Genomic DNA, 13915 nt, shown 5'->3' with positions numbered 1-13915 from the left:
CTACCCATCCCGGGTCGCTATTTTACCCCTCGAGTCCGTTGGCACAGCCATGCACGTTCGCGGGAGCCTTTCACAGTCGGCGATCACCAGCCTACTCGAGGAAACGACGGCTCCGATCAGAGTCGCCTGTCGGACCCCACAGGACCACCTCTGGATGTGTTCGCTGTGGTACCGACTCGAGGACGCTGTCGACGCCGACGAGGACGACTGGCGACTGCAGTGTGCCACGTCGGCACGGGCGGATATCGTCTCGTTTCTCGAGTCCGAACCCGAGGTCGCCTTCGAGGTGTCGACGAACGACCCGCCGTACACGGGTGTCAGAGGGCGGGGAACCGCGACGATCGAGCCTGATCCCGAAAAGGAGACGCTGCGTGCGCTCCTCGAGCGATACCGAATCGGGACGGACTCCACGCTCGCACAGAATCTGCTTCGAGCGGAGCGCGACGAGGTGACGATCACGATCGAGCCTGCGGTGGTGTACGGCTGGGATTTCTCCGATCGAATGCGCGAGACCGGGACGGAGGCGTAGCGACCGCACCGATTGCGCGGTCACGTGTTTGATGCGAGCCTTTAGGGTCGACCGGCACTTACCCCGAGCGACATGGATTCGTCGTCGGCCAGCACCGAAGCGACACTCGAGCAGTGCGTTCGTCAGCAGCAAGCCGTCGCTGCCCTCGGGAGCCGCGCGCTCGAGGGCGACGATCTCGATGCCCTGTTCCGAGACGTGGCGGAAACGGTGGCCACGACGCTGGAGATGGATTCGTGCACCGTTTTAGAGAGGGTGCCCGACGAGAACCAGTTCCGGCGTCGAGGGAGGTACGGATGGGAAGATGGGGACGGCCCCGTCGAACCGACGACGATTGCCGCGGACCCCGACTCGCTGGCGAGCTATACGCTCGCGACGGACGAGTCGGTCGTCGTTACCGATCGCCGAACCGACGACCGGTTCGACGAATCGGACCCTCAGTTCGATCGCGACGTCGTCAGCGAAGTCGGCGTCGTCGTCGGATCGGGCGACGAGCCGTGGGGAATCCTCCGCGTGCAGATGACGAGTCGACGCGAGTTCGATGCAGGCGAGATCGCGTTCGTCGAATCCGTCGCGACCGTTCTCGCGTCGGCGGTCGAACGCGAGCACGCGAATAGACGTCGGAACGAGGCGGTGACGCGAACGGAGACGATCGTTGAAACGGCCCACGACGGCATCTACGTGCTCGACGAGCAGCGGCGATTCGAACTGGTAAACGAGTCGTTCGCCGAGTTGACCCGGTTTACCCGATCCGAACTGCGTGGCAAGCCGGCGTCGGACGTGTTCGGCGAGGAGTTCGACGCCACCGAGGCCGAAAAACGGGCGACAGCCCGCGGCTCGAAGAGTCCGGTGTTCGAGGAGACGATCATCGCCGGATCGGACGGGACGCGGACGGTCGAAAGCCGGTTCGATATCATCGCCGCAGACGACGGCAGTGAGAAACGAGTCGGCGTCGTTCGAGACGTTACCGAGCGAAAACACCTCGAGAGCGAACTCGAGGTGATGCTCGATCGGGTCACCGACGCGTTTACCGCGATCGATACGGAGTGGACGTACACGTACGTCAACGAACACGCCGCGACGCTGCTCGACGTCGCGGACGATGAACTGGTCGGACAGAACGTCTGGGAGGCGTTCCCGAGCGCCGTCGGTACCCAGTTCGAGACGGAGTATCGGCGGGCGATGGCGACTCAGGAGTCGGTCTCGTTCGAGGCGTACTCCGACGTCGCCGACACCTGGCTCGAGGTGAACGTCTATCCCTCGGCGACAGGACTGTCGGTGTATTTCAAGGACATCAGCGAACGACGAGCGTACGAAGAGCAGTTACGGCGGTTCGAACGGCTCGTCGAAACCGTAAACGACGGCGTCTACGCCACGGACGGCGAGGGACGATTCGTCATCGTCAACGATGCGTTCGTCTCGATGAGCGAACACACGCGAGCGGACCTGCTCGGATCCCACGGATCGGCCTTTTTCGGCGATCGCTTCGTCGACACGGACGAACAGGAGTGGCGCGATCTCGTCGACGGAACGCGCGAGTCGGTGGAGTTCGAGACGACCATTACCGGCCCGGATGGCGATCCGCGCAGCGTACAAAATCGGTTCGTCCCGTTCGAGATGGACGGCGAAACGGGTCGCGTCGGCGTCACTCGAGACGTAACGGAACGAAAACAGATGGAAGCCAACCTCCGCGAGAGCGAACGGCAGTTCCGAACGCTCGCCGAACACCTCGACGAGACCATCTGGTTGGCTGGTGCCGATCCGGAAGATCTGTTCTACATCAACCCCTCCTACGAGGACGTCTATGGCCGCAGCCGCGAGTCGCTGTACGAGGACGCGCTCTCGTTTCTCGAGGTCGTCCACCCGGACGATCGCGAGCGAGTTCGGGACGCGTACACGGGACTTCCCGAAACCGAATACGACGAGGAGTTCCGGATCCGCACCGACGACGGCGAGATGCGCTGGATCCACGCTCGAGCGGTACCCGTTGCCGACGACGAGGGGGACGTCGTCGGCATCGTCGGGATCGACGTCGACGTCACCGACCGCAAGGATCGCGAGCGACGGCTGGCGAAATACGAGACGATCGTCGAAGCGGTCGACGATGGCATCTACACGGTCGACGACGACGATCGGTTCACGATGGTCAACCGGGCGTACGCCGAGTTGACCGGCTACTCGCGGTCGGAATTGCTCGGTTCACATACCTCGCTCGTCGTCGATGAGGGCGTCAGCGAACGTGCACAGGAACTGGCCGCTGAGCCGGGTGAGACGAAATTCGAGGTCGAGATCGAGACGGCGGCCGGCGACCGAATTCCGACCGAAGCCACGCTCACGACCCACGTCGACGACGAGTCCGGGAAACGGCGACGGATCGGCGTGGTCCGGGACATCACCGAACGGAAAGCCCGACAGTGGAAACTCGAGGAGAGCCGGCGTCGCTACCGAACCCTCGTCGACCACTTCCCGAACGGAGCCGTCGCCCTCTTCGACGACGACCTCCGGTACACGCTCGTCGGCGGCGAGATGCTCGACGAACGGAACATCTCCCGGTCAGAACTGATCGGTACCTGCATCTACGATCGGTACCCTGACGACATCGTCGACGACGTCGAGCCGAAGTTCCGGGCCGCACTGGCGGGCGAGGAACACACCTTCGAGTTCACCTACGAGGGCCGTGACCTCCTCACGTACACGCTCCCGGTTCGCAACGACGATGGCGACGTGTTCGCCGGGATGCTCATGGTCCAGGACATCACCAAACGAAAGGAGTACCGCCGTCGCCTCGAGGAGTCGAACGAGCGCTTAGAGCAGTTCGCCTACGCCGCCTCCCACGACTTACAGGAGCCGTTGCGGATGGTCTCGAGTTACCTCCAACTCATCGAGGGTCGGTACGGTGACGAACTCGACGCGGACGGTCAGGAGTTCCTCGAGTTCGCCGTCGACGGTGCCGAGCGGATGCGGGACATGATCGACGGTCTGCTCGAGTTCTCGCGAATCGAAACGCAGGGCGAGCCGTTCGCGCCGGTCGAACTCGACGACGTGCTCGCGGACGTCCGCCGAGATCTGGGCGTCCAGATCGACGAACACGACGCCAAGATCACCGCGGAGTCGCTACCCCGTGTCGAAGGCGACGGGAACCAGTTGCGACAGGTCTTCCAGAATCTGCTCTCGAACGCGATCGAATACGCGGGCGATTCTCCGCCGCGAATCGACGTGTCGACCCACCGTGCCAGCACCGAATGGGTAATCTCGGTCAGCGACAACGGAATCGGGATCGAACCTGAAGATACCGACCGCATCTTCGAGATCTTCCAGCGGCTCCATGCCGTCGACGAGGGTACAGGAAGCGGCATCGGTCTCGCGCTCTGTGAGCGCATCGTCGAACGCCACGGCGGCGAGATCTGGGTCGATTCCGAACCCGGCGACGGATCGACGTTTTCGTTTACGCTCCCAACGGTCAACGACGGAGCGGAGACAGTACGCGACTGACAACTCGAGCCGTTATCGCGGCCGAGGACTCAAGGCGCGGTCGCCAGTGGAAAGTACTCAATCGGTCCGTGGAATCGACAACGCACCGATCGCGAACACGACTACGGCGACGACCGCGAGAATCCCGAGGTTCGCAAGCACAGGGTCGATCCCGGCGACTGCAGCCATCGACGAGTCAGGATAGGTCGCCGCCCGAACGCCGCGAGCGAAGTACGTCAGCGGCGAGAGGTCGACGAACGGCTCGAACCAGCCGGGAAGTTGCTCGAGCGAGATGAACGTCTCCGAGAGGAACAATAGCGGGAGTGCGATGGCGTTGCTGGCGGCGATGGCACCGTCCTGTGAGTCGGTGTAGCTGCCGAGTATCGCACCGACACCACAGAAGGCGACGACACCGACGAGGATATAGGGGATCAAAAGCGGCGAGAAAACGATCTCGGCACCCGTCAGGACGATCACCAGGCTGAGGATGAGCAAGCTGGCGAGGCCGATGATCACGGCGTTGACGACGGTCTGGGCGAGCAGCCACTCGCCGCGGGTCAGTGGCGTCGTCGCGAGTTTTTCGAAGCGGTTACCCTCGCGATGGCGCGCGACCTCGCTCCCCATCCGCGAGAGCGGCGTAAAGAGGACGACGACGGCGAGATAGCCCGGTACGTAGTAGGCCGGCGGCTCCGTGAACAATCCCTCGCCGGTGGGGTCCGTCCGCACGAGCGCGCCGAAGATGACGATCAGGATCACCGGGAAAAAGAACGTAAAGAAGACCGCCGTCCGGCGGCGGACGAACGAGCGCCAACCGGCGCTCGTCTGGGCACGGACGCGACCGAGCCGGCTCATGCCGTCTCACCCGCCTGTGCGAGATCCGAGTGGTCGGCCGCGTCGTCGACACTGTCGGTTCGCTCGAGTTCCGTCTGGTCGGCCAGTTCGAGGTAGACGTCTTCGAGGTTGGGTTCCGACCACGTCAGGCCGGTGTACTCGAAGTTACGAGCCTCGAGGTAGTCCACGACAGTGGCGATCGCCGCGGGATCGATATCCCGAACAACGACGGCACTGTCGGGGGTTCGACCGCGGCCACGTTCGGGCCGGCTGACCGGGTACTCGAGGTCGGCAAACGCATCGGGATCGGCGGCTGTCTCGATGGTCAGTCGGCTCGCGCCGCCGTGATCGCGGACGAGCGCCTCGGGCGTTCCGCGGGCGATGACCGAGCCACCGGCGAGCAAGCCGACGCGGTCGGCGAGTCGTTCGGCCTCGGCCATATCGTGGGTGGTGAGGACGACTGTCGTTCCGCTCGCGGCGAGGTTTTCGATCAATCGCCACACCGTCCGGCGACCGGCGGGGTCGATGCCCGTCGTCGGTTCGTCGAGAAAGAGGACGTCCGGATCGTTGACCAGCGTAGCGCCGACACAGACTCGGCGCTGCTGGCCGCCCGAGAGGTCCTCGTACCACGTCTCCCCCGTGTCGGCGAGACCGACGTCGGCAAGCACGTCGTTCGGATTGCGGGCGTCGTCGTACAACCCGGCGTAGTAGGCGAGCAGTTCGTGCGCGCTGAGTCGATCCGGCGGCGAGAAGTCCTGTGGGAGCACGCCGAGTCGGCTGCGGTCGACCGCCGTCGGCGAGTCGCCCATGATCCGTGCCTGACCCGAATCGGGCGCGGTCGTTCCCGTCAGTGCACGCACGAGCGTCGTCTTTCCCGCCCCGTTCGGGCCGATCAACGCGAAGACTTCTCCGGCCTCGACGGCGAGCGACGCTCCCGATAGTGCCACCGTCTCACCGTAGGATTTCTCGAGGGCTCGCGCTTCGACCACGGCTTCGGCTTCCATACGCGCCGCTACCCACGCGTGGCGGGTAAGGGGTTCGATTTCGTCGGTCGACGCGTCCGCTCGCGGTGTCGGCATCGATGTGTCGGTGTTGCCTTCGCAGGGTCAACCGTTACCCGGGCTTTGGCCGTACCGAGTCGGCATGACACAGCTCGGTTACACGCTCTCGAGCGAAGAACACGGCCCGAACGAACTCGTCGACATCGCCCGACGCGCCGAGGACGCTGGCTTCGATTTCCTCTCGATTTCGGACCACTTCCACCCGTGGGTGTCCCAGCAGGGAGAATCGCCGTTCGTCTGGTCGACGCTCGGCGCGATTGCAACGGCGACCGACGATATCGACGTCGGCGTCGGCGTCACCTGCCCCACGATTCGTATCCATCCGGTAAACGTCGCTCACGCCGTCGCAACCGTCGACGAACTGTTCGGCGACCGCTTTACGTTCGGCGTCGGCACGGGTGAGAACCTGAACGAACACGTCACGGGCGAACGCTGGCCCGAACACGACGTCCGCCTCGAGATGCTGGACGAGGCGATGGCCGTTATGCGCAAGCTCTGGTCCGGCGAGACGGTCAGCCACTACGGCGAGCACTACACGGTTGAGAACGCGAGACTGTACACCGTTCCCGACGAGCAGCCGACGACGATCGCGAGCGCGTTCGGGCCACAGACGGCTCGGTGGACGGCCGAAAACGCCGACGGACTATGGTGTTCCGGCCCGAAAGAGAAGCCGATCGAGGCCTACGAGGATGCCGGCGGCGACGGGCCGAAATACACCCAGCTTCACGGCTGTTACGCCGAAACCGAAGATGAAGCGATCGAGACCGTCCTCGAGTACTGGCCCAACGGCTCGATTCCGGGCGAACTCGGACAGGAGCTGCCGACGCCGGCGCACTTCGAGCAGGCGGCCCAGCTGGTCGACCGCGAGGACGTCGCCGAGGGCGGCACCACGACCGATCCGGACCCGCAGGCTCACATCGACAGCATCGAACAGGCCATCGACGCCGGCTACGACCACGTCTACGTCCACCAGATTGGTCCCGAACAGGAACTGGCGCTCGAGTTTTACGAGGAAGAGGTACTGCCGTCGGTTCAGTAGGCGGCGGGACCGCCACCGGTTCGGTAAGCGAGCGACCTCGTTCGAGGTGGTCGACGACGCGCGGTCAGCGAACGACGGTGACTGGACAGTCCGCGCGGCGCATAATCGTCTCCGCGACGCTCCCGAGCAGGATCCGTTTCATGCCGCCTTGACCGCGGCTCCCGACGACGATCTGCTCAATATCGTTGTCGTCGGCGTAGGCGAGAGTCGCCTTGGCCGGGTGGCCGAAGACGACTTCCGTCTCGATCGGTCGACCCCGTTCGGCCGCGAGCTCTCGAGCGTGCTCAAGGACGTCCGCAGCCTGTTGCTCTGCCTGTTCGGTCACCGTCGCCTCGGCGTCCATATCGAACGAACCGCTCGTGAACTCCGGGACGTGAATGACACGGATCGTCGCGTCCGGAAACTGCTCGAGCGCGTAATCCAGCGCGTTACGGGCTTCAGGGGAATCGTCGACGGCGACGAGGATGCAATCCATAGCTCGATGTCGACCGCGAGATGTAAAGCGTTTGTATGCTGACAGAAATGTGATGCGTCCGCCGACAGTACGGTGGCGGTCGCGAACAGACACCTGCCACGCATGGTTCGACCGACTCGGTCGCCGCTTTCCAATCCGTTTTGAGCCTCGCAAGTGAATCGGCGCGTATGGAGTACACCACGCTTGGCAGTACGGGTACGACCGTCTCGAAACTCTGTTTCGGCACCTGGCGGTTCGGGCGCGAGACCGGCGGCGTCGTCGAAACCGACCGCGAGGAGGCCTACGACCTCCTCGATGCGGCCTGGGACCACGGGATCAACTTCATCGATACGGCGAACGTCTACGGCGATCCGAACGGTACGAGCGAACAGTGGATCGGCGACTGGCTCGCCGACCGCGGTTACCATCGAGAAGATCTCGTCATCGCCTCGAAGGTCTACTTCCCCTTCGACGGCCGGGGCGATCCCGGGCCGAACGACTCGGGACTGGGACGTAAACACATCCGCGCCCAGATCGAGGGCACCCTCGAGCGACTCGGCACCGACTACCTCGATCTGTACTACATCCACCGCTGGGACGAGAACACGCCGATACGGGAGACACTCCGGACGCTCACTGAACTCGTCCGCGAGGGGAAAGTCCACTATCTCGGCGCCTCGACGATGGCCGCTTGGCAGCTCACGAAAGCGCTGTGGACCAGCGATGTCGAGGGCCTCGAGCGGTTCGACGTCACCCAACCCATGGTCAACGCCGCCCACTACGACGCCGTCGGCGACTACCTCGACGTCTGTGCGGATCAGGACCTTGCGGTCTGTCCGTACTCGCCGTTGGGCGGTGGCCTGTTGACGGGCAAGTACGACCGCACTGCGGATGGGAGCGTCGAAGCCCCGGACGGCTCGCGAGCCAGTCTCGACGACATGTTCGAGGAGTACTACGCGAGCGAGCGAGCCTGGGACGTTCTCGAGGCCGTCGAGGACGTCGCCGACGACCTCGAGGCCACGCCGGCACAGGTCGCACTGCGGTGGCTGATCGATCAGGAGCGATTTACGTGCATCCCGATCGTCGGCGCGCGAACGCCCGATCAACTCTCCGAAAACGTCGGCGCAGTCGATCTCGAACTGGACGACGAGCAGTTCGAGTGGATCGATGCGGCCCGCAGTGACGAGTGAGTACCGTACCGAGCACACGGGTCGTCGCACGAGTTGGCCGCCTGACGGCACCGCTCGATACGGACGGGTTCGGGTCGCTGATAGATCGTCAGCTTTCATACACTCCGGCCGTGAGGGCTAGCCAATGAATACGTGGTGGCGACGAATCGGACTCTCGCTCGTCGCCGTCTTCGGTATCGTGGTTATCTACAGTTTCGTCTACCAGTGGGGGATCACGACGTTCGAGGGCGAAGAACGGACGTTTTTCCAGTCCGCACAGACCGTCATCGAAATCCTGACTACTGCCGGGTTCGGTGGCGACGCGGACGACTGGACCACTGACGGGATGAACCTCCTCGTGATCTGGATCAATCTCAGCGGGGTGTTGCTCGTCTTTCTCGCCTTACCGCTGTTCGTCGTGCCACTCTTTCAGCGAGCGCTTGCGACGCAGCCACCGGAATCGACCGACTTCACCGGCCACGTCATCATCTGTTCGCATACGGAACGCGAAGACGTGCTCAGGAACGAACTCGAGGCCGCGGACGTTCCGTCCGTCTTCATCGATGATGATCCGGAGACAGTGATGGACCTCACCGACGACGGCATCGAAGCGATGCTGGGCGATCCAGAGCAAGAACAGACCCTTCAGGCAGCGAACATCGCTGACGCTCGCGCGCTCGTAGTCGACGTTTCCGACGAAGCGAACCCCGAAGTGATCCTGACGGCCAGAGAACTCCGCGAGGACATGCAGATCATCAGCGTCGCGGAAGACGATGCCGTCGCGACCTACCACCGCTACGCTGGCGCGGACATTGTTGTTCGGCCGCGGCAGGTGCTGGGACGGAGTCTCGCAGCCAAAGCCGCGATGTCGGTGACTGCCGAACTCCAAGAGACGATCGAACTCGGTGATCAACTCGAGATTACCGAACTGCTCGTCGAGCGCAACAGCGCCCTTGCCGGCCAGACGATCGCCGAATCAGGGCTACGCGATCGAATGGGGATCAATGTGATTGGTACCTGGTATCACGGCGAATTCGTTCCTGCACCAGATCCGACGACTGTCATTGACCACAATACGATCTTACTCGTCGCTGGCTCTCACGAGACGCTCACGGAACTGACCTCGCGAACAGTCTCACCGTCGGAAGAGCGTTCCTATCACGTGGTCGTCGGCGGTTACGGAGAGGTTGGCCACACCATCAGCGACACACTCGAGACGGATGGTGTCTCTCATACGATCATCGACAGCAGCGAGAACGACGATGTCGACGTCGTCGGAAATGTCACTGATGAAGAGACACTCGCCGCTGCAGATACCGAAAACGCCCGATCGGTCGTTCTCGCACTCGATGACGACACGGCAGCCATCTATGCGACGCTCGTCCTCGAGAAGGTCGCCCCAGAAGTGGAGGTGATCGCCCGGGCCAACGAGACGGAGACCGTGCGAAAGCTCTACCGAGCGGGTGCCGAGTACGTCCTCGCACTGTCGACAGTGACGGGACGAATGCTCTCTTCGATCCTGCTCGAGGACGAGGAGATCCTCACACCGGAGACGCAGTTCGAAATCATTCGAACGACGGCCCCCGAACTCGTCGGGCAGAGCCTGAAAGAGGCCGACGTCCGTGCACGGCTTGGGTGTACGGTCGTCGCGGCCGAACGGAACGGTGAGTTGCTGACGAATCTCGGTCCCGAGTTTACCGTCCGGGAAGGCGATGTCCTCATCGTCGCCGGGAGTGACGAAACCGTCAACCAATTTATTGCTGTCACCCGGTAATGCCGTCTGGGAACGTTGCCGCGGTCCTATTGGGCATCCTCGACGCGCTCGACGATTGCCTCGATGTCGAACGGGTCCTCGATTTGCTCCCCGTCGACGATGACGGTCGGTGTCCCCTCGACGCCGGCCTCGTCACCACGGTTCCAGTCAGCGACCAGCGTCGGGTAGTACGTGCCATTCTCGAGCGCGTCGGCGACGGCGGCGCGGTCGGCGTCGGTTTCGCTCGCGGCGAGATCCGCGAGTGCGTCCTCACTCCAGTCGTCGGCATCCATCACTGCCTGCTTGTACGCGAAGAACTCGCCGGCCGGGTCGTCGTCCGTCATCGTCTCAGCCTGGACCGCTCGAGCGGCGGTCGCCATCGCAATCGACTGGTCGTCGGCCGGCAGCGGAAAATCACGGTGTCGGTACGTCGCCTCGTCGGTCTCGAGCAACTGCTGCTCGATGTCGGGGAAGACGTCGGCCTCGAAGTCGTGACAGGACGGACAGCCGAAGTCCTCGTAGACGTCGATCGCGACAGGGCCGCTGCCGATCAGCGGCGCGGGGAGTTGCTCGGAATCGGGCTCCGTGCCCTCGAGTTCCTCGGGGAGCGATGCCTCGAAGAAGGCCGTACAGCCGGCGATCGAGAGGGTCGCTCCCGTACCAGCCAGTGTGAGAAACGAACGGCGGTGCATTCGAGCGGCAGTACGGCCGCACCACTGTTAGGCGGTGCGGTTCGGCGGCGAGTACGATGTCGATAGCGATCGAAACAACGTCGGTCAGAACAGCGAGACGGAGAGCACGAGCGCGTCGACGAGAATCGCGACGAGCACGGCTCCGAGGAAGGCGTTGGAGGCGTGAAACGATCGGAACGCCGCGTCCTCGGTCTGCTCGAAGTGAAGCACGATCGCCGCCCAGAGGAAGATCCCCCCGAAGATCGCGACTGTCGCCGCATAGAGCACGCCGAGCTCGGCGATCCAGGCGAGTGCAACCGTGCTGACGAGTGTCGCCGCGATGTAGTAGAGGATGTGTTTCCGGGTTGTCGTCTCACCGCGAACGACGGGCATCATCGGGAAGCCACCGCGGGCGTAGTCGTCCTTGTATGCCAGCGCGAGGTTGTAGAAGTGTGCCGGCGTCCAGAGGAAGATCACACCCGCCAGCGCGAGTGCGGGCATTCCGATCTCGTTTGTCACGGCAGCCCAGCCGATGAGCGCCGGCAGAGCGCCCGCGAGGCCGCCGATAACGGTGTTTTGGACCGTGTTCGGCTTGAGCAACAGCGTATAGACGACGCTGTAGAAGACGATTGCGGCGAGGCCGAGCGCGGCCGCGAGCCGGTTAATCGTCAGGAAGACACCGAGCGAGGCAGCCGTCAACAGGCCACCGAACGCCAGTGCGTTGCGAACTGGAATTAGGTCGGTCGCCAGCGGCCGATCCGCAGTCCGGGACATCCGCTGGTCGACATCGCGCTCGAGGACGTGGTTGAACGTCCCCGAGGCACCGATCGAGAGGACGCCGCCGCCGAGCGTGGCAACGATGACCCGGGGCGTCAACTCCGGGCCAGCGGCGAGTGCCATCCCCGCGGCGGCCACGAGACAGAGCAGCCACATCAGCCGCGGCTTCATCATCTTGAAGTACGCAAACGCGGTGAGTCGAACTCGAGCGAGGCCGCCGTCGGGAAGCGAGCGCTTCGTGGCTGCCGTGCCGTCGCCGACCGGTTCAGGTTCGAGCGGTTCGGGGACGTCGATCATCTCGTCTTCACCACCGGTTGCGAGCTCGAGGTCCCACGCGAGCGCGAGGACGACCAATGTGAAGATCACAAGTCCGAGCACGAGGTGGAGTCCGGGGGCGATCGCGGCGGGACCGGCGATGGCCGTGACGCCGCCGACGCCGACTTGCACGATGTAGAGGACGCCGCCAGCGAGGAGGATCCCTCGAACGCGACTCGAGACGTCACCAAAGACGGCGGCGACGGCCGTCGCGGCGACGAGGAGGCCGACGAGAACCGCGGCGAGCCGATGTCCCCAGGCGATCGCGAGTTCGGTCTGGCTCAGCGGATCGGTCGGTGCGTGACAGGTCGGCCACGTCGAACACGCCGAGGCTGCATCCGTAAGCGACGTCGTTGCACCGATGATCAACAGCACGTAGACACCGAGTGCAGTCGCTGCGAGGAGCGCAGAAAATCGTTGTCGAGTGCCGATCGGACGGGGAAACGGCGAAGATTCGGTTGCCACGGCTATTCTCGTCTAAATCGTACGACTCCCCGTATTTATGATTCCCGTTTTTGGTGCCCGTCTCGTCGTCCGGTCGCTGGAACGACGACAGCGAAGTCGTCGCTGTCCTGGGACAGTTTCGACAGGAGGATGTCCACGAGTGACCGTCAATCGACGGTCACTCGTGTATAACGGGGCCAGAGGGGGCGCCTCTGGATCACCCGTCGGTCGAAAGACGTTGTACTGAGGGAAAGTCTCACACCCCACATAGTTTGGGACGGCGAAGATCATCGATTGCCTGCCATGATTACGGTCGAAAGATGAGCGTGGTGTCGGTGTGTGGTGACGGGAGCAACGGGGGAGATAGCGGACGGCCGCTCGAGAGTCACGTACGCCGTCCAATCGTCCGACAACGACTCAGTTCGACGAGCGCGCAGCCGTCGGGTCAGCATCGTTCGGCACGGTGACGCGCTGGAAATCCCCGTCACCGCAGGTACACTCCTCCGAGACGCCGATTGGTCTGATCGTTCCGTTGGGATGTTGTTCGGCGACGTATACCGAGTCGCAAGCGCGACACACTGCAACGATCCGCGAGTGGGGTTCTGATCGACTCATTGCCGACGAGTACGAGATGGACCGGCATCACGGTTCTTCCACGGTGATTTGGTAGTCGTCGATGTCGTAGTCGTTCTCACCGACGACCCGTCCCGTCGACGGCTGTCGATCAGTGTTCCGGTGGCGATTTGATGACGACGATCGCTTCGCCGTCGATCACCGTTACCGCTTCGTCGGTCTCCACTGACGTGTGGAGGCGGTATCGCGTCTCGCCAAGTTCCTCGACGATTTCACAGGTGGCGGTGACTGCCGTGCCGACCTCGACCGGGGCCCGAAACTCGAGGTCCTGGGAGAGATAGATCGTCAGGCCGGGAAAGCGAGCCAGCGCAGCACTGATCGTGCCGGCGACGAGGGTGCCGTGGGCGATCCGACCGCCGAACTGGGTCTGTTCGGCAAACGACTCTACCAGGTGCAGTTGGTTCGTGTCGCCGGAAATGTGGGCGAACGCAGAGACGTCGGTGTCGTCGATCGTCTTGGTAAACCGGACGTACTCGCCGACATCGAGGTCGTCGTAGTCGTCGACCGACCGCTCCATCAGCCACGACTCGTCGCCGAAGGCGAGTTCCGTGATCGGTGCCTCCGCAGTCTCGGGGCTGTGTCGTGCGGTGAGCGTTCCCGTATGTCGATCACTCGACGGCGAGAGCCCCATCGCTGCGAGGAGCGCGTTGTTGGCCTCGAGATAGCTGTTGACGACGTGTTTGGAAACGCTCGACCAGTGCTCGTTCGATGGGACCGTGCTGTCAGCGGTGTCGGACTCCGGACGATTGCTGCTCATAAGTGTATGGGATC

Annotated in this window: 12 protein-coding genes; 5 read left to right on the top strand and 7 right to left on the bottom strand. The window is 63.5% G+C overall.

Annotated features, from left to right (window positions below; genetic code table 11):
* Nucleotides 1-49 precede the first annotated feature (49 nt).
* Entirely contained in the window at nt 50-529 is a 480-nt protein-coding gene (locus GCU68_RS11015; protein ID WP_152941586.1) for a pyridoxamine 5'-phosphate oxidase family protein, read from the top strand.
* 72 nt (nt 530-601) lie between these two features.
* Nucleotides 602-4018 carry a PAS domain S-box protein gene (locus GCU68_RS11010; RefSeq protein WP_152941584.1) on the top strand — a complete coding sequence of 1139 codons (3417 nt, stop codon included), beginning with the start codon at nt 602-604 and terminating at the stop codon, nt 4016-4018.
* 57 nt (nt 4019-4075) lie between these two features.
* On the opposite strand, the gene GCU68_RS11005 is transcribed toward GCU68_RS11010, so the two are convergent.
* Together GCU68_RS11005 and GCU68_RS11000 are read right to left on the bottom strand one after the other, a co-directional pair.
* The gene (locus GCU68_RS11005; protein WP_152941582.1) at nt 4076-4849 is read right to left on the bottom strand and encodes an ABC transporter permease; all 774 of its coding nucleotides are present in this window, start codon (nt 4847-4849) and stop codon (nt 4076-4078) included.
* On the bottom strand, nt 4846-5832 hold the full coding sequence (locus tag GCU68_RS11000; protein WP_152941579.1) for an ABC transporter ATP-binding protein: 987 nt from the start codon (nt 5830-5832) through the stop codon (nt 4846-4848). The genes GCU68_RS11005 and GCU68_RS11000 overlap by 4 nt, the downstream gene beginning before the upstream one ends.
* Before the next feature lie 139 nt (nt 5833-5971).
* Here GCU68_RS11000 and GCU68_RS10995 point away from each other — a divergent pair, with 139 nt between their 5' ends.
* Nucleotides 5972-6928, top strand: a complete 957-nt coding sequence (locus GCU68_RS10995; RefSeq protein ID WP_152941577.1) for a TIGR03557 family F420-dependent LLM class oxidoreductase — start codon at nt 5972-5974, stop codon at nt 6926-6928.
* A 64-nt stretch (nt 6929-6992) separates the two neighbouring features.
* On the opposite strand, the gene GCU68_RS10990 is transcribed toward GCU68_RS10995, so the two are convergent.
* A complete protein-coding gene (locus GCU68_RS10990) occupies nt 6993-7403 on the bottom strand; it encodes a universal stress protein (protein WP_152941575.1) in 411 nt (136 codons plus the stop codon).
* Nucleotides 7404-7570: 167 nt separating this feature from the next.
* Here GCU68_RS10990 and GCU68_RS10985 point away from each other — a divergent pair, with 167 nt between their 5' ends.
* Nucleotides 7571-8572 carry an aldo/keto reductase gene (locus GCU68_RS10985; protein ID WP_152941573.1) on the top strand — a complete coding sequence of 334 codons (1002 nt, stop codon included), beginning with the start codon at nt 7571-7573 and terminating at the stop codon, nt 8570-8572.
* A gap of 124 nt (nt 8573-8696) precedes the next feature.
* Entirely contained in the window at nt 8697-10325 is a 1629-nt protein-coding gene (locus GCU68_RS10980) for a potassium channel family protein (RefSeq protein WP_152941572.1), read from the top strand.
* 26 nt (nt 10326-10351) lie between these two features.
* On the opposite strand, the gene GCU68_RS10975 is transcribed toward GCU68_RS10980, so the two are convergent.
* The 4 genes from GCU68_RS10975 to GCU68_RS10960 all read right to left on the bottom strand — a co-directional run bounded on the left by GCU68_RS10975 (nt 10352) and on the right by GCU68_RS10960 (nt 13901).
* Nucleotides 10352-10996, bottom strand: a complete 645-nt coding sequence (locus tag GCU68_RS10975; RefSeq protein ID WP_152941570.1) for a DsbA family protein — start codon at nt 10994-10996, stop codon at nt 10352-10354.
* An 84-nt stretch (nt 10997-11080) separates the two neighbouring features.
* Nucleotides 11081-12532, bottom strand: coding sequence for a heme o synthase (locus GCU68_RS10970; RefSeq protein WP_152941568.1), 1452 nt, complete (start codon nt 12530-12532; stop codon nt 11081-11083).
* A 396-nt stretch (nt 12533-12928) separates the two neighbouring features.
* Nucleotides 12929-13126 (bottom strand): hypothetical protein, encoded by a 198-nt coding sequence (locus GCU68_RS10965; protein WP_152941566.1) that lies wholly within the window; start codon nt 13124-13126, stop codon nt 12929-12931.
* 109 nt (nt 13127-13235) lie between these two features.
* Nucleotides 13236-13901 (bottom strand): MaoC family dehydratase, encoded by a 666-nt coding sequence (locus tag GCU68_RS10960; protein WP_152941564.1) that lies wholly within the window; start codon nt 13899-13901, stop codon nt 13236-13238.
* Between the last annotated feature and the right edge of the window lie 14 nt (nt 13902-13915).

The sequence above is a fragment of the Natronorubrum aibiense genome, from assembly GCF_009392895.1.
GTDB classification, from domain to species: Archaea; Halobacteriota; Halobacteria; order Halobacteriales; family Natrialbaceae; genus Natronorubrum; species Natronorubrum aibiense.
Note: the sequence above shows the minus strand (reverse complement) of the source record. Positions and strands in the feature narration are given on the sequence as shown.